Source organism: Undibacterium sp. Ji49W (genome assembly GCF_049340205.1).
Lineage (GTDB): Bacteria > Pseudomonadota > Gammaproteobacteria > Burkholderiales > Burkholderiaceae_D > Undibacterium.
Window position 1 is genome coordinate 115308 of record NZ_JBMPOW010000014.1, and the last position, 15516, is coordinate 130823.

Consider the following 15516-nt stretch of genomic DNA (forward strand, 5'->3'; position numbering starts at 1 on the left):
ATACGTCTTGTTATTCCATTTTAAGGAATAATGAATTCAATATTTTAACTATTCTATACATTGATGAACTGTCTTACAGTGCCTGTCATTCGCTGTGCACTAGCAAAGCGAAAACCAAATCCTGTTTCAACCATTCAGAGGAACACAATATGACACGCACATCCAGCAGTCTGGCAGCTAACCTGGTTACCAACCTCGTCAGCAAATTTAAGCGCATTTTCCTGTCGGCGGTGGCTATTTTGTCGTTGGCAGCAGTACCCGGCATCAGTGCAGCGGATACAGTTGCCAACAGCGTCATCGGTGCCCGTGGTTATGATCTCACCACCTTTTTTACCAGCGAAAAACCGGCTCATGGCACTGGCCACCATGTGGCGACTGTGGAGGGTGTGGATTATCTGTTCACCAGCGAAGAAAACAAAAAAACTTTCCTGGCGAATCCGGAAAAGTATCTGCCTGCATTCGGTGGCTACTGTGCTTATGGCGCATCCATAGGCAAGAAATTTGTTGCTGATCCGGATGTCTACGACATCGTTGACAACAAACTCTACTTCAATCTCGATACCAAAATCCGTGCGATATGGTCCAAGGATATTGCTGGCAATATCGAGCTGGCAAAAACTAACTGGAAAACCATCGCCAGCAAGAAGCCATCTGAACTCTGAACCAGAACTCATCTCACCCCTATTGATGAAATGGTTTCTGGCACCCATGAAAAAAGCCGCTTTGCCCGGAGGCCAAAGCGGCGTTTTTCATTCAGCGCAGCGACTTATTTCTGTAACTTATTTTTTTACTTATGCAGGCAAGGCAATCTGGTGATCCACACTGAATTGATAATCGCGGAACACATGTTCCGCACTCAGTAATTCGTAAGTGCCATCCGGCAGTTTGCGGGTAGTGTCTTTCAGACGATATGTCATTTGCCCACAAGTCCAGCAATTGAAATTGCGCATATGCGTGCACAGGCAAGTCTTGTCCATGACAGAGATTTTCTTGGCATCAGGATGTGCTGCCACTTCACGGTTATAGGACGTGATGTAGGCGCAGTTGCCATTGCCGTCCAGCAAGTAGCCGTATGATTCACAGCCAGGGCGTATGCCATCGCCAATCGCTGGCGTGTTTTTCAGCATGCGCATGGGGTAGCCGGTAGGCGAGATATTGTTGACTTCGATATCGTTTTCACTGGCCTTGAAGTATTCCTGCTTGACGCTGGCAGGCAAGCCGCATTCATTGGTGACGGTAAAGCGGGTCGCCACCTGCACGCCGGCAGCGCCGTTTTCCATGAAAGACACGGCATCGCTGCCGGTGAAAATACCGCCAGCCGCAATTAACGGGATATCCAGATTTTCTGCCTTCAGATACTGGACGATTTCGGTAATGATGGTTTGCAGATCATATTCAGCCCAGTCCATGCCAAAGCCCAGATGGCCGCCAGCCAGTGGGCCTTCAACGATGACATAGTCCGGCAGACGGTTCAGGCGGGAATTCTTGCGCAGGAATAATTGCAATGCACGTACCGAAGAAACGATGATGCCCAGTTTGGCATCGCGAAAGCGCGGATGATCAGCGATCAGGCCAAAGGAGCTCAGATGCAGACCGGCACTCATGGTGATGCCATCGATACCGGCATCCAGTGAAGATTCCAGGCGTACCTTCAGGGTTTCGCGTGGACCATTCATGGTCAGCTTTTCCATGCAGTTGACAAAGATCATGCCTGTGCCCTGCTTGGCTTCCATGGTCTTGCCTATATGCAGGCGTGTGGCTTCGGCCAGTTGATCCAGGTTGAACTTGATGTCGGTTTTGTCGGAGTTGTTGATATTGTATTTGTAGAACTTGGTCTTTTCCTTGACAAAGCTGGTATCGAAACGACGATCAGAGACATCCTGCACCATGGCATCAGAAATATGGCCAATACCACCGAGACGTGCAGCAACCAGAGCCAGTTCAGCAGTGGAAATATCGACACCCATGCCACCGATCATGATAGGAACCAGCTCATCTTTGCCCAGCTTCAGGCGGAAATCATCTACACGTTTCATTGTTATCCTTGACACATTTTGCTCAAAAGTAAATCACGCGACGCACATACTGCCCAACCAGATTGCTTATTTATTGCTTATTTCTGGATTGCTTAGTGTCGCAATCCGGAAGACGAACGAGATTGTAAGCCAGCCCTTGCCCGCACAGGTAAAATTATATTCTGTACAGCGTTTAATTTCTTCAGCCTGCCATTTATTTCTTGTTATTTGACCAACGTAATTTGGCCCAGGCTGCATGTTGACTGGTGTTCAGGAAGGTCCAGGCGACCAGGCGGCTTTCTTTATTTCCCTGGCTCATGATAATGGTTTTCTGATCACTGACCTTGACCTGCTTCAAGGCCGCGTTGATTGCGGGCAAATTGGCTGACTTGGATACCAGGCTGGAAAACCATAAAATTTTTGTGGGTATAGTCGCGCTTTCTACGATCATTTTCTTGATAAACGCCAGTTCCCCGCCTTCACACCAGAGTTCAGCATCGTGACCGCTGAAGTTCAAAACAGGCCCGGTCTGATCCGGATTACCGGTTTTCTTCAGGTTTTCCCACTTGCGCATGCTGCCAGCCTGCGCTTCTGCCGCAGAGCTATGAAAGGGCGGATTACACAGACTGACATCAAACCATTCATCATCCGCAACCATGTTTTTGAACAGGGATTGCGCATTTGTCTGATGACGCAGTTGTATCTGTGCGCCCAGGCCGGGATTACGGTCGAGTATGGCCTGGGCATTGGCCAGTGAGCCTGCATTGATATCGCTGGCACAAAATGACCAGCCATATTCACTGTTGCCTAATAATGGGTAAATGCAACTGGCACCCGTGCCTATATCCAAAGCAGATACCTGCCTGCCTTTGGGAATGCGTCCCTGATTGCTGCCAGCCAGCAAGTCGGCCAGATAATGCAGATAATCGGCCCTGCCTGGCACTGGCGGGCAAAGATTTTCTGGTGGAATGTCCCAGTCACGCACGCCATAGTTGCTGCGCAGTAAAGCCTTGTTGAGTAATTTGACTGCCAGCGGATCGGCAAAATCGACCGTGGTCTCGCCCGCCGGATTATGTGTCAGGCACGGCGCCAATGCCGGTTCTGCCTTGATCAGCTCAGCAAAGTCATAGCGGCCCTGATGGCGATTGCGCGGATGCAGCAATTGCCCGGCAGCCTGATTCCTTTTTTCTTTGCTGTTCTTGTCACTCATGAAGCCTGATCCATCCATTCACAATGCTAGCCGGTACTCAGGCAGGATGCCCGACCCGTATTGTCCCATGAAGGCACTATGCCTGTTCACTACAAAACGAAGTTTATACGGAGCAATGATTGCCAGCCATATTTAAGTTAAGGGACTTGCATGCGACCGTGAGGTTGTAAAATTCCGTAAGTGTTTTATTTATTTTGAAACACTATTGTTAAAATCTGCCCACAGAAAATTGGGTCCGCCGCAGGTGATGAGCCAGTGCGCCTGATGAGGGTATGTGCATACGAACGCCTGATGCAGTGCCAAACCCGGGGGGTATCAGGCATTTGCTGTCGCTTGCGGTGATTGAGTGCCTTGAACATCTTATTGAAAGGTATAAAAAAATGAAAAAAATCGCTCTTGTCGGTAGCCTGTCTGCCATTGCTGTCCTGTCCGCCTGTTCGACCGCACCCGTCAAACATACAGCGGCACCTGTCGCTCCGGTAACGCAGGTAGTCAGCGTACCCGTCAACCTGAAAGCACCAGCCGGTGAAGTGTTGGCATTTCAAATGGCCGCAACAGGCGTACAGATCTATGAATGCAAGGCGAATAAGGGCGGCCCCAAAAAATTTGAATGGGTATTCCGCGCACCTTTGGCAGAGTTATATGCCAGTCACGATGCAAACAGCGTGAAGCTGGGTAAGCACTATGAAGGCCCAACCTGGGAAGCGAATGACGGCAGTAAAGTCGTGGCAGAGGTCGTCGCCAAAAGTGAAAGCATGGATACCAATGCCATCCCCTGGTTATTGCTGAAAGCCAAATCCAGCTCAGACAGCGGCACGTTTTCCGGCATCACCAGCGTGCAGCGCGTGGTAACTGTAGGCGGCAAGGCGCCACTGACCGGTTGTTCGGATTTCCAGCTGGGGGCAGAATCACGCACACCGTACAAAGCCACTTACTATTTTTTCAAGGCAAACTGATTGCCGGTTAGTGGACTGCTACAGCCTGCTAAGACAATCCACTAAGGCAATTCAAAACGGTAGCCCACGCCATACACAGAGTGCAGGCATTCATTGCCCGGTAGCCTGCCCTGTATTTTTTTGCGTATGTTCTTGATATGCGTATCTACGGTTCTATCATTGATATCACGCTGGTCTTCATGCGCAAAATCCAGCAATTGCTGGCGTGAAAATACCCGCTCAGGGTGGCTGATGAATTCGGACAGCAGGCGAAATTCCACCGGTGTCAGGTTCAAAGGCTGGGCATCCACCAGTATGCGCAATTGCTGTTTGTCGATGAAGAAGCGGGATTGCCCGGCAGCAGACAGACTAGCCATACTGCGGCGCAAATGCACTCTGACGCGCGCCACCACTTCACGTGGACTGAAGGGTTTGCATACATAATCATCCGCGCCCGTATCCAGGCCCAGCAGGCGGTCTACTTCTTCCACCCTGGCGGTCAGCATGATGATGGGTAGCTGGCTGAACTGGCGTACTTCCCGGCAGATGCTGATGCCATCGACTTCAGGCAACATCAGGTCGAGCAAGATCAGGTCGGGTTGCGATAGTCTGAGTTGTTCCAGCGCCAGCCTGCCATTTGCTTCATGGCTGACCTGATACCCGGCGGCCAGCAAATAATCCTTAAGCAGGGCAGCGATCTTCAGATCATCTTCAACGATGAGTATGCGGGTGCCGCTGTCCATATTTATTTCCTTGTTGATTTCCTTGCTTATTTCTTTGTTTATGTCCTATGCGTTCCTGGGACTGATGCAGGGTAATTGCAGGCTTATTTTTACTCCCCCCAGTAATGATGCTGCGGCATGGATACGTCCCCCATGTGCTTCAACAATCACTTTGCAAATCGCCAGCCCCAGACCACTGCCGCCACTGCTGCGGTTGCGTGCACTGTCTGCGCGGTATAGGCGATCAAACAGCAAGGCATGGCTGCTGTCCGGTACACCCGGGGCGCTGTCTTCCAAGCTCAGTTCCAGCATCGCACCGTTACGTGCCAGTGTACACAAAATTATGCCACCGCTATCGGTATAACGTATGCTGTTTTCCAGCAAATTGCCCAGCACCTGGGTCAGACGGCTACCGTCGGCATTCACCCAGACTGGCAGCTCACCCAGATGACTTTCCAGGCGCAAGCCAGCCTGTTCCATGCGCAATGCAAAGCGTTGCAACATGTCTTGCAACAAAGGGCGCAAATCCATGGCCTGGAATTGATAATGCAAATCACCGGCATCGGCCAGGGTCAGCTGCCGTATATCATCCACCAGCTTGTTCAGATGGCGCACTTCGGCGTGCAGGGATTCCAGTGCCGCCGGCGAGATATTGCGTATGCCATCGATCAGGGCTTCTATCTCACCCTGTATCACCGTCAGTGGAGTGCGCAGTTCATGCGAGATGTCGGCCAGCATGCGGCTTCTTTGTGCTTCATTTCTTTCCAGGTTTTGCGCCATGATATTGATATCCTGCGCCAGATCACCCAGCTCATCCTGGCTGATGATGTCGGCCCTGGCCTGAAACTGACCCTTGGAAATGCGTGCCGTTACTGCATGCAGGGATTTCAGTGGCCTTAACAGATGCCTGGCCAGCCATAATGAAAACCCGACCGCAACCAGTATCAGTGCACCTGCCAGCAGCAAGGTATGACGTACCTGCACACTGACAAAGTCGATGGCGCTGGCATTGGATAGCTGCCGCAACGGTGCCAGCCGCAGGGTGCCTACTCTTTCCGGACCCAGCATGATGGCCTGCACACTGCCAGGTGCATCGGCAGGGCCAATCAGCGCATGGCCATTTTTATCTATGAGTGAAAGGCGTTGTCCAAACCGCATGGGATCAACCGGTGGTCTTTGCTCTGGTGGCGCGCCGGTATCCCGTGTCGGTGGTGGCGGCGGTGGTGTTTCTCCGAACCTGACTGGCGGTGGTGGAGGCGGTCTATCATCATCTTCAACTGCCTGACGCCGTCTGGGTGGAGGAGACTGTGGGTCTTCATTATCAGGGCGCGGCTTGCTGCGCAACTGATCCAGCAAGTCCCGCATGGGGCGGCGATCCGCCTGGAAACGGTCAAAATTGCCGTATTGCCGGTAGTCTTCGGCCAGCATGGTGCTAAGCCTGACCAGATCCTGTTTTTCCAGATCGCTCAGATAGGCAATGAAGCCGCTCTTCAGATTCTGACTGGTCACCCAGGCCAGCGTACCTATGCTGATGATCACGATGGCCGTAATGGCCAAGGCTAATTTGCGGGCTATGGTGAGACGCATGCGGTAAGAACCTTGCTGAGAATGGTATCAATTTGCCATATTGCCAGCCAATTATGGAGCAATCGTGGAGTAAACATGGTGTTCCGCGAATAAATATTTGATGTGGTTTTATTGTTTCCTGCGCTTGAAAAAGTCTCGTTATCTTCATTTTTTCTCCATATTCGGCCTTCATCCTGTACCCAGTCTCAGAACTTCGTGCAGAGAATGCCAGGCTTCTTGAGTAAAAAAAATTAAACTCGAAGGAGGATTTCAAATGAGATCAAGTACAGTATCAAACAACTCTGTAAGCCTGTATGGCATCCGTCGCAGAACGCAGTTGCCCATTGCCCTGCTGATGGTGCTGAGTCTCGGCGCATGCGGTGGCGATACCGGTACTGCCAGCACGGGGACGGCTAACAGCCCGCAAGCCGTTCCGCCAAACAGTAGCGCAGCCGCATTGCTTGCACCAGCACCAGTTGCTCCAGCAGCACCAGCCGAGCAGCCTTCGCTGGTATCTCTTGCCAATGGCGAAGGGGCAGCCTTGACGGTATCGACTACCGGCAGCATAGACAAGGGCAATGCCTTCTTCAAAGCCTTTGGTAATGGCCGCAGTTGCGCCAGTTGTCATCAGGAAAGCCAGGGCTGGAGCATACGTCCGGATAATCTGCAGGACAGATTTACGCAAACCAATGGCAGCGATCCGGTTTTTGCCTTGAATGACGGTGCCAATTCTCCCAATGCCCTAACCGCTACCATAGATCAGAAACGCCTTGCCTATAGCATGTTGTTGACCAAGGGGCTTATCAGGGTAGGGCTGGCTGTTCCTGCCGATGCAGAATTTACCCTGGTCAAAGTCGACGATCCCTATGGTTATGCCAGCACCAAAGAGCTGTCGCTATTCCGTCGTCCCATGCCAACCACCAATCTGAAGTTTCTCAGTACCGTGATGTGGGATGCGCGTGAAACCTTTGCCGATGCGCGATCAAATCTGTGCATACGCAATAGCCGCCCCCTGCAATGTTTTGCCACTACCGACCTTGACCTGCTGCATCAGTCCAATAGCGCAGTGACTGGCCATGCACAAGCTGCACAGGGGCTGACTGCTGCCGAACAGCGCAGCATCGTTGATTTTGAAAAAACCTTGTTCACGGCACAGATCACCAGCCTGACCGCTGGTAATCTGACCGATGCCGGTGCCAAAGGTGGTCCGCTGGAACTGGCAAAGAACAATTTTTATTTCGGCATCAACGACATCGACGTGGGTGACTACGTGAGCGGTGCGCCATTTGACCGCAATGTCATGGCCATGTTTAGCACATGGCGCGGGCTTGACCGGCCAACCCCACCTATCCCGCCAGCTCAGGGCCGACCCGGGCAGCCAGGCCAACCACCTTCGGCTATCAACATTGCCAGGGCATCTGTCGCCAGGGGCGAGCAGATTTTCAATAACAAACCCTTCAATGTCAGCGGTGTTGCCGGCTTCAATGGTGAATTGCGTGTGGCTTTGCAAAGGGCGACCTGCACCAGTTGCCATAGTGTAGGCAATGTCGGTTCGCATTCAGTGCCACGGCTGTTCAACACCGGCGTATCCGATGCCAGCCTGCGCACACCAGATATGCCCCTGTACACGCTAAGGAATAAACTGACTGGTGAGGTCATGGAAACTACCGATCCCGGCAGGGCCATGAACACTGGCAAATGGCAGGACATCGGTCGCTTCAAGGTGCCCAGCCTGCGCGCCATCGAAGCACGTTCACCTTACTTCCATAACGGCGGCATGGTTGAGCTGACTGATGTCGTAAAGTTCTATGACAAGCGTTTCAATATAGGATTGACTCCACAGGAAATTATCGATCTGACAGAGTTCCTGAAGGTACTTTGAAACAGTTTTCCAGATGTAAAAAGAGCAGACCCTGAGTCTGCTCTTTTGTCTTGAAGGCAGAAGCTGCACGGCCCCTGCATCCTCGTGTGCAAGTTCTGAATTAAGCAGCGTAAAAGCAGCGCCCACATACATGCTGATAACGCTCATTGCCACCGATATCAATCTGCTCGCCGGTTTTCATGCGTTTGCCGTTGGCATCGACGCGAATATTCATCGTCGCTTTTTTCCCGCAGCCACAGATATTTTTTAGTTCTTCTATATCGTCAGCCAGTGCCAGCAGATAAGCCGAGCCGGTAAAAGGCTCGCCCAAGAAATCACTGCGCAAGCCATAACAGATCACAGGCACACCACGTACCTGTGCCAGTTGATGTAGTTGCCTGACCTGGTCGGCGGACAAAAATTGTGCTTCATCCACCAGTACACAACTGACCTTCGGTGCTTCCGCCAGAAAATCAAAATGCGTATCGAAAACTTCAGCCTGTCTTTGTGGCCCCAGGCGTGAAGTGACTTTGCCGGCGCCATAACGGTTGTCTATGGCAGCAGTGTACAGACGGACTTTTTGCCCCTGTTCTTCATAGTTGTGGGCTACCTGTAAAAGTGCTGTGGATTTTCCTGCGTTCATTGCTGAATATCTGAAGTAGAGCTTGGCCATGCATGTTTCCTGTTGGTTCCTTAAAACTGTTACAAGTGTTGCCGGTGAGAACAGTCGGTTTGTTGTTGATTTTATTGAAGCAAAAAAATTTCAAAAAAAATTTGATCTCAGGGTCTTGAAACTATTTGGCTAAGCGCCATTTTCTACTCAGCAGATGCTCGAACATGAGGTTTGCTACCGCAGTCCAGAAGTAACCGTTTTAAAAAATAGTTTCCAAACATTTAATTTATATCGCTTCAATTTAAAAGGATATTATCATGCGCAATTTTGACTTCGCTCCCCTGTATCGTTCCGCTATCGGTTTTGACCGTCTGGCCCAGTTATTTGATGATGCTCAACGTGCTGAAACAGCACCCAGCTACCCCCCTTACAATATCGAACTGATTGCGGAAGATAAATATGCAATCACCATGGCAGTTGCAGGTTTTGACCGTAGTGAAATCGATATCGAATCTGAACGCGATACCCTGAAAATCGTCGGTCGCCGTCAAAAAGCCGAAGGCACACGCAACTTCCTGCACCGTGGCATTGCCTCGCGTGATTTCGAACACCGTTTCCGTCTCGCCGATCACGTCAAAGTCATCAGTGCCCGTCTGGACAATGGCTTGCTGAATATCGAACTGGTGCGTGAAATTCCAGAAGCCCACAAACCACGCCGCATCCTGATTGATGCCGATAATCTGCAACTGGTCGAGTCACAAAATCAGGTGCAAAACCAATTGCAACGTCAGGTCGCTTAAGCATTAAATTAAGCAATAAATTAAGCAATAAATTGGGCTCATGCATGCATGGGCCCAGTCGCCGGAAATGAAATTAAAAAGCATGGGCAAGCCCATGCTTTCATGTTTTCGTTTGCCTGCAATACAAACGCATTATTTCAATGCGCTATTTCATCTGATAAGCCGTACTTTGCTGTAGTTTGATTCTGGCAATCGCCAGGGTGGCTTCTGCCTGTAGATAAGCTTGATAAATTTCATCAGCATTGCGCTGGGCATTCAAGAGTTCAAGCATGGACGCCGCCCCTTTGCGATAGCTGGTGCGCACGCTCTGTAGTAAGCGATCGGAATCATCCAATACGTGCTCCTTGTAGTTTTTGATATTTTGCAAGGCAGCCTGATATTGCAGATAGCTGCTCCTCACTTCGGTTTCTGCCTTCATCAGGGTTGAACGCAATTGCAGCTGCGCCTGCGTCAGTGCCGATTGTGCCTGGCTTAGCTCACCGCTTTGCATGCGTGAAAAAGGAATAGGAATCGTGACGGTCAGGCTCAGTGGATTCGAGCGTTCTGCCGGAGAGTTCGTCACCGTACCGCTGGCATTTTGTATCGCATTCACCCTGGGGGTGTTCTTGATACCAAGATTGACTACCGGATCTATCCAGCGATTGGCTTTGGCCAGTTCTATATTGTCCTTCGCATTCTCGCTGGCTGAGCGCGCCACTTGTATGTCTTCCCGTTTTTCCAGTGCTTGCCGTGTCAGCGTTGCCAGATCTGCTATCACATCGTCCTGCTGATAGCTACAATCCAATTTTCTGTCTGCAAAAATATCTTGATAGTTCTTTCCAAGGAAATTCGATAATTGTGCTTCAGCATTGATGGTATCAGCACGGGCGCTGGTGACATCCATGGCAAAACGATCGGCTTCGACTTTTGACTGCACCAACTCCAGCTTGCCTATATCACCGGTTTTAAAGCGTGTTTCATTCATCTTCACAATATCGCGCATGGCATTCAGGCTGTTGTCCCGGCGTGCCAGCGACATCGCAGAACGGCAGGCTTCCGTAAAAGCATTGGAGGCGTCGCTCAATAGCTGCCGCCGGTAGGCCGAGACACCGGCTTCGGTCAGGCGTACATTGCTTTCTGCCGCCTGTATCCTTGCACCTCTCTTGTTGGCGGTTTCCAGGGTAATGGCGATGCCTGCGATGGAGGTGGTGGCGGTATTGGGCTTGTTCGGGCCATACAATTCCTTGGAATCAATACCAGCCGTCAATTGCGGATCTGGCCGTACACCGGCGACGGAAATGCCAGCCCTGGCACTTGCTATAAGTTCTTGCTGCGCCTGCAAATCGAGGCTATTGTTTTCTACGGCAGCCAGGTATTGCTGCATGCTGACCGTTGCTGTCGGCGCAGTGACCTGTGCATTGACTTGTGCATGAGCAGGCAACTGCAGCAATAGTGGTAACAGTGGCAGCAGACCGCATATCAGCTGGAGGGCACGAGATTTTTGCTTCTTGATTTTTTGCATGATGATTCCTTATACTGCATCCGCGACGCTGGCATCATGGTGCGCGGCAGCTTTATTGTTTTTGTTTTCCATATATTTTTCTATCAGATAGTAGAGACCTGGCAGCCATACCAGCGTCAGCCCGGTTGCCGTGATCAAACCACCCACCACAACCGTGGCCAGCGGGCGCTGCACATCACTGCCCAGGCCGTGGGCGATGGCGGCGGGCAGCAAGCCCAGCGCAGCAACGCTGGCGGTCATCAGTACTGGTCGGAAACGCTCGCGTGCGCCTTGCAGTACCACATCCTGCAATGACAATTTGCCTTCGGCACGTATACGATTCAGGTTCGACACCATCAAAATCCCATCCATCACGGCAACCCCAAACAGGGCGATAAAACCCACCGCGCTGGATACATTCAGCGTCATGCCGCGCAAATGCAGAGCGCACAAACCACCGATAGCGCCCAGTGGCACGGCCATCAATATCAACGCCGGTTGGCGCAGGTTCCTGAATTGTCCAAACAGCAGGATGAACATCAAGGCCACCACGACAGGTAAAATCACAGCCAGTCTGGCCTGGGCACGTTGCTGATTTTCAAACTGGCCACCCCAGGTAATCTGGAATTTGGAATGATCGTAGTTGACTTTGGCTTCCACCTGTTCCTTGGCGTCATCGAGGAAAGAAGCCAGATCACGCCCTTTCAGCCCCAGACCGACAGTCAGGTGACGCTTGCCCATTTCCCGCGTGATGGTGCTTTCACCATCATCCAGACGTATGCTGGCTACCTGTGCCAACGGGATCCGGGCACCGCTGGATGAGGTCAGCATCAGGTTGCCCAGGGCATCCGGGGTATTGCGGGATTCCTTGCTGAAGCGTACGCCTATGTCATAGTGACGTTCATCAATAAACAACTGGGCTATCGGTTTGCCACCTATGCCTGTGCCTATCAGGTCGGTGATATCAGCAACGTTGACGCCATACCTGGCAGATGCCGCACGATCGACTTCGATGCGTATCTGCGGCAAGGGTGGTTCCTGTTCGATAATGACATTTTCTGCACCGGGTACGGCTTTCAGCGTGTTTTCCACTTCTTTGGCTATGCGGCGCGATTCCTTGAAATCATTACCGTACACTTTGGCTACCAGGTCACTGTGGGCACCGGCAAGCTTGTCCAGTACACCATCTATCATGGGTTGCGTGAAGCCGACATGGGTACCGGGCAGTTTCTCAAAGCGTTGCGCCATTTTTTCTATGAGTTCCTGTTTGCTCCAGCCAGATTTCCAGGTGTCATACGGATGCAGGGTGACGCTGACCTCGATGTGAGAAGGCGTCCATGGGTCCGTGCCTTCATCGTTGCGCCCCAGTTGCGTGACGATGGCAGACACTTCCTTGAACTCCATCGTAGCTTTCCTCAGTTCATCAGACATGCTGCCAGCTTTTTCCAGCGAGATACCTGGTGGCAAAGTGACCTGCAGCCAGATCGAACCCTCATCCAGGGTAGGCAAAAAATCACGGCCTATGCTGGCGCCTAGGCCCACGACGGCGGCAAAGGCAAATACAAATGCCGCAATCGTCAGGCGGGGTGAGTTGACGACTTTTTCCAGGACGGGTTTATAGATGGAAGCAAATTTTTCCAGCACCGGGTTATGGAATACCTTGCGCGGCTTTTTATACGCTTCATAGGCCAGGCCGGGTATCAGTACCAGCGACACCACCAGTGCACCGAACAGGGCAAAGCCTATTGCAAATGCCATTGGTGAAAACAATTTGTACTCTATGCGCTGGAACATGAACAGCGGCAGGTAGGCAGTGATAATCACGACCATGCCGAAAAAGATGGGTTTGCTGACCTGCAAGGCGGCTGCCATCACATCTTTGGCCGTCAGGGGTTTGCCGCCATCTTCTTCAAACTTGCGCAGTATCTGCTCCATGACCACAATCGCACCATCTACCACGATACCGAAATCGATGGAACCCAGCGACAGCAAATTGGCCGGTATCTTGAAGTGGTGCATGAAGATGAATGCCGTCAGCAAAGACATGGGTATCGTCACTGCAACAATCAGCGCAGCACGCGGGCTACCAAGGAAAAGCAGCAACACCAGCGTCACCAGAACCATGCCTTCGAGCAGGGTTCTGCCTACCGTGTGCAGGGTGGCCTCCACCAGCATGGTGCGGTCCAGGTAAGGCACGACCTTGACATCCTTGGGCAAGACATTTTCATTCAAGTCCTTGACTGCGGCATGCACACCTTCCAGTACCTTGGATGGATTTTGACCTTTCAGCAGCAAAGTGATGCCCTCTACCGTGTCAGGATTTTCATTCTTGCCGAGTATGCCACTGCGTTCCTGATTGCCGAGCTTGACTTCGCCCAGATCTTTCAGCAAGACCGGCACGCCATTTTTTTGCGTGATCATGATATTGCCCAGATCATCAAGGCCGCTGATCAGGCCTATGCCACGCACGACAAAACCTTGCTGTCCACGTGTCAGTATGCTGCCGCCAGCACTGGCGTTATTGGCATTGATGGCCTGCGTGATTTGCGCCAGGCTCAGGTTATATTTGCTGAGTTTTTCAGGCTCAAATTCCAGCTGGAACTGGGTGGTGATGCCACCAAAATTGGTGACATCGGCCACACCCGCCACCTGTTTCAGACGCGGGATTACTTTCCAGAACTGGAGTTCGGACAATTCACGCAGGTCACGGCTTTTGGATTCCAGCGTGTAGCGATATATCTCGCCTATGGGTGATGTCAGCGGATCAAGGCCGGGCTGCGCACCATAGGGCAGGGTAACGGCGCTGATACGCTCCTGCAAACGCTGGCGTGACCAGTAATCTTCCGTACCATCCTGGAACACGACGGTGATCAGGGACAGGCCGAAAGTGCTCTTGGAGCGCATCACGTGCATGCCCGGCGTACCCATGATTTCGCGTTCCAGCGGTATCGTGATCTGCTTTTCAACTTCTTCAGCCGCCAGGCCACTGACCTGTGTCACTACCTGCGAAGTGGTATCGGCGATATCCGGATACGCTTCCAGCGGCAACTGATTCCAGCAGTAGATGCCATACATGGCGACCAGGATAAAGACCAGCCAGACGATGCCGCGCCGGGCGAAACTGACTTTGACGATATGTTCAATCATTGAGGAGCACTCCCTCTTTGACGACGATGCGTTCACCCACTTTCAGGCCAGACAGGATTTCCAGTTTGTCGCCCACTTGCGCGCCAGTCTTGACGATGCGTGGTTCAAACACCCAGGGTGTTTTTTCTACAAACACACGGGTATTGAAACCATTCTGTACCACGGCTGACGCAGGAATGGCCGGTGCCTGATGGGCTTGACCGCTGAGATTGACCTTGGCATACATGCCAGGTTTGAAACGTCCCGACTTGTTGTCAATGGCAATCCTGACCTTGACGCTGCGGGTATCGGCATCAATGACATCACCGACATAGCGTATCTTGCCTTCAAAGACTTCATTGTCATAGGCATTCAGGGTGATTTTGGCGGCCTGCCCGGCAAACACCAGTGGCAAGTCTTTCTCGGCGACACTGGCGGTCATCCAGACAGTGGACAAGTCAGCCACAGTCATCAGAGGTGCATTGGTGTCATTCCAGAAACCGCCCTGTGCGGCGCTTAATTCAATGACACGTCCGGCTATTGGCGAACGTAACTGGTAGTGGTGACCGGCACCAGCATCCTGGCTGACACCAAGTTGTGTCAGACGCGCTTTGGTGCGGCCCACTTCCGAGCTGGCCTGGGAATAATCTGCTTCTGCCTGTTCATAATCTTTACGTGCGGCAATCTCTGCATCCACCAGATCTTTCTGGCGCTGCAAGTTGCGTTTTGCCAATAAAAGCGCACTTTGTGCCTTGCTGGCATCGCTGTAGGCCGTGGCAATATCGGCAGAATCTATGGAAAACAGTACGTCGCCTGCGTTGACTTTGTCGCCCAGACGTTTGTTCAACTGCAGTATGCGCCCGGCTACCGGGGGCACCACCTTGATGGACGTTGCCGCATCCAGCTCAATCGTGCCGGGAATGATGATGGCGCGTTCTACCGTTTGTTCAGTCACGGCAGCAACAGCGATCGATTTCCGTAGCGGCGATGTCTCAGGCAGGCGTATCCCTGCCGCTTCCCGGATCAGGGGTAGTTTGGCTTCGTCCGCAGCTTCTTTTTTGGATGCTGGTACCTCTGCTTTGTTGCAGCCAGACAGCAACATGCCCAGACAGACGGGGGCGAGCAGTACGCCCAGCGTATGCAAACTGATATTGTTCTTATTCATTTTCACCTCAAGGGAATGCACCT

At 51.9% G+C, this 15516-nt stretch carries 12 protein-coding genes; 4 read left to right on the forward strand and 8 right to left on the reverse strand.

The annotated features are described in order from the left end of the window. Positions 1 to 149: 149 nt before the first annotated feature. Positions 150 to 662: a YHS domain-containing (seleno)protein gene (locus ACO0LK_RS17805; protein ID WP_422977347.1), complete on the forward strand. Its 513-nt coding sequence runs from the start codon at positions 150 to 152 to the stop codon at positions 660 to 662. Positions 663 to 791: 129 nt separating this feature from the next. Here ACO0LK_RS17805 and ACO0LK_RS17810 read toward each other — a convergent pair whose 3' ends face one another. Together ACO0LK_RS17810 and rlmF are read right to left on the reverse strand one after the other, a co-directional pair. Continuing rightward, complete coding sequence (locus ACO0LK_RS17810) at positions 792 to 2036, reverse strand: nitronate monooxygenase (RefSeq protein ID WP_422977349.1); 1245 nt, start codon at positions 2034 to 2036, stop codon at positions 792 to 794. A gap of 193 nt (positions 2037 to 2229) precedes the next feature. Continuing rightward, positions 2230 to 3225, reverse strand: coding sequence for a 23S rRNA (adenine(1618)-N(6))-methyltransferase RlmF (gene rlmF / locus ACO0LK_RS17815; protein WP_422977351.1), 996 nt, complete (start codon positions 3223 to 3225; stop codon positions 2230 to 2232). A 380-nt stretch (positions 3226 to 3605) separates the two neighbouring features. On the opposite strand from rlmF, the gene ACO0LK_RS17820 reads away from it, so the two are divergent. Next, on the forward strand, positions 3606 to 4181 hold the full coding sequence (locus tag ACO0LK_RS17820) for a DUF3455 domain-containing protein (protein ID WP_422977353.1): 576 nt from the start codon (positions 3606 to 3608) through the stop codon (positions 4179 to 4181). Positions 4182 to 4222: 41 nt separating this feature from the next. On the opposite strand, the gene ACO0LK_RS17825 is transcribed toward ACO0LK_RS17820, so the two are convergent. Together ACO0LK_RS17825 and ACO0LK_RS17830 are read right to left on the reverse strand one after the other, a co-directional pair. Then, positions 4223 to 4903, reverse strand: a complete 681-nt coding sequence (locus tag ACO0LK_RS17825) for a response regulator (protein WP_422977355.1) — start codon at positions 4901 to 4903, stop codon at positions 4223 to 4225. Positions 4904 to 4948: 45 nt separating this feature from the next. After that, positions 4949 to 6469: an ATP-binding protein gene (locus ACO0LK_RS17830; protein WP_422977357.1), complete on the reverse strand. Its 1521-nt coding sequence runs from the start codon at positions 6467 to 6469 to the stop codon at positions 4949 to 4951. Positions 6470 to 6722: 253 nt separating this feature from the next. On the opposite strand from ACO0LK_RS17830, the gene ACO0LK_RS17835 reads away from it, so the two are divergent. Next, positions 6723 to 8330, forward strand: coding sequence for a cytochrome C (locus tag ACO0LK_RS17835; RefSeq protein WP_422977359.1), 1608 nt, complete (start codon positions 6723 to 6725; stop codon positions 8328 to 8330). 100 nt (positions 8331 to 8430) lie between these two features. On the opposite strand, the gene ACO0LK_RS17840 is transcribed toward ACO0LK_RS17835, so the two are convergent. Then, on the reverse strand, positions 8431 to 8982 hold the full coding sequence (locus ACO0LK_RS17840; RefSeq protein ID WP_422977361.1) for a thymidine kinase: 552 nt from the start codon (positions 8980 to 8982) through the stop codon (positions 8431 to 8433). A 257-nt stretch (positions 8983 to 9239) separates the two neighbouring features. Between ACO0LK_RS17840 and ACO0LK_RS17845 the strand changes: the two genes are divergently transcribed. After that, positions 9240 to 9722: an Hsp20 family protein gene (locus ACO0LK_RS17845; protein ID WP_422977363.1), complete on the forward strand. Its 483-nt coding sequence runs from the start codon at positions 9240 to 9242 to the stop codon at positions 9720 to 9722. 145 nt (positions 9723 to 9867) lie between these two features. On the opposite strand, the gene ACO0LK_RS17850 is transcribed toward ACO0LK_RS17845, so the two are convergent. From ACO0LK_RS17850 to ACO0LK_RS17860, 3 genes are read right to left on the reverse strand one after another with little or no spacing between them, the layout of a single operon-like run. Next, positions 9868 to 11223, reverse strand: coding sequence for a TolC family protein (locus ACO0LK_RS17850; RefSeq protein ID WP_422977365.1), 1356 nt, complete (start codon positions 11221 to 11223; stop codon positions 9868 to 9870). A gap of 9 nt (positions 11224 to 11232) precedes the next feature. After that, a complete protein-coding gene (locus ACO0LK_RS17855; protein ID WP_422977367.1) occupies positions 11233 to 14349 on the reverse strand; it encodes an efflux RND transporter permease subunit in 3117 nt (1038 codons plus the stop codon). Continuing rightward, on the reverse strand, positions 14342 to 15493 hold the full coding sequence (locus ACO0LK_RS17860) for an efflux RND transporter periplasmic adaptor subunit (RefSeq protein ID WP_422977369.1): 1152 nt from the start codon (positions 15491 to 15493) through the stop codon (positions 14342 to 14344). Before ACO0LK_RS17860 ends, ACO0LK_RS17855 begins: the two co-directional genes overlap by 8 nt. Positions 15494 to 15516: the final 23 nt, after the last annotated feature.

Excerpts from the sequence above, each read along its gene's own strand:
- ACO0LK_RS17805 (WP_422977347.1), top strand. The coding sequence starts at position 150 with ATGACACGCACATCCAGCAGTCTGGCAGCTAACCTGGTTACCAACCTC.
- ACO0LK_RS17810 (WP_422977349.1), bottom strand. The coding sequence starts at position 2,036 with ATGAAACGTGTAGATGATTTCCGCCTGAAGCTGGGCAAAGATGAGCTG.
- rlmF (WP_422977351.1), bottom strand. The coding sequence starts at position 3,225 with ATGAGTGACAAGAACAGCAAAGAAAAAAGGAATCAGGCTGCCGGGCAA.
- ACO0LK_RS17820 (WP_422977353.1), top strand. The coding sequence starts at position 3,606 with ATGAAAAAAATCGCTCTTGTCGGTAGCCTGTCTGCCATTGCTGTCCTG.
- ACO0LK_RS17825 (WP_422977355.1), bottom strand. The coding sequence starts at position 4,903 with ATGGACAGCGGCACCCGCATACTCATCGTTGAAGATGATCTGAAGATC.
- ACO0LK_RS17830 (WP_422977357.1), bottom strand. The coding sequence starts at position 6,469 with ATGCGTCTCACCATAGCCCGCAAATTAGCCTTGGCCATTACGGCCATC.
- ACO0LK_RS17835 (WP_422977359.1), top strand. The coding sequence starts at position 6,723 with ATGAGATCAAGTACAGTATCAAACAACTCTGTAAGCCTGTATGGCATC.
- ACO0LK_RS17840 (WP_422977361.1), bottom strand. The coding sequence starts at position 8,982 with ATGGCCAAGCTCTACTTCAGATATTCAGCAATGAACGCAGGAAAATCC.
- ACO0LK_RS17845 (WP_422977363.1), top strand. The coding sequence starts at position 9,240 with ATGCGCAATTTTGACTTCGCTCCCCTGTATCGTTCCGCTATCGGTTTT.
- ACO0LK_RS17850 (WP_422977365.1), bottom strand. The coding sequence starts at position 11,223 with ATGCAAAAAATCAAGAAGCAAAAATCTCGTGCCCTCCAGCTGATATGC.
- ACO0LK_RS17855 (WP_422977367.1), bottom strand. The coding sequence starts at position 14,349 with ATGATTGAACATATCGTCAAAGTCAGTTTCGCCCGGCGCGGCATCGTC.
- ACO0LK_RS17860 (WP_422977369.1), bottom strand. The coding sequence starts at position 15,493 with ATGAATAAGAACAATATCAGTTTGCATACGCTGGGCGTACTGCTCGCC.